The following is a 389-nucleotide window of genomic DNA, read 5'->3' on the forward strand; positions in this document are numbered from 1 at the left end:
TCGGCGTAGCGCTGGCCGGGGTGGCGTTGCTCGGCGCCGCGTCCAGGGTCACCACCTGGGCGTTGACGTCGTTGCGCACCTTGACCGCCTGCAGGCGCACGGATTCGGCCTGGGCGCGATCGGCATACGGCCCGATCCGCACCCGCCAGGCCTGGCGCCCGCCGATCGTGGCCTGCTCGCGGAAGCCCGGCAGCTGCGCCTGCTTGAGCCGCGCGATCACCGCATCGGCATCGGCGGCGGTGGCATAGGCGCCGAAATTCACCGCGTAGTTGCCGGCGGCCGTGCTCGGCGGCAACGGTTGCGCGGCGCTGCCCGCGGCCGGATCGGCCAGGTCGGCGGCATCGGGGTTGTCCTTGACCGGCGCCGGCGCGGCGGCTGGCGCAGCGGCG

At 75.3% G+C, this 389-nt stretch carries 1 protein-coding gene; it reads right to left on the bottom strand.

The window, feature by feature from the left end; translation table 11 throughout:
* A partial coding sequence (locus D183_RS25730) for an SPOR domain-containing protein (protein ID WP_017911034.1) occupies positions 1 to 389 on the bottom strand: 389 nt, incomplete at both ends.

The organism is Xanthomonas sp. SHU 199 (genome assembly GCF_000364665.1).
In the GTDB taxonomy this organism is placed as follows: Bacteria; Pseudomonadota; Gammaproteobacteria; order Xanthomonadales; family Xanthomonadaceae; genus Xanthomonas_A; species Xanthomonas_A sontii.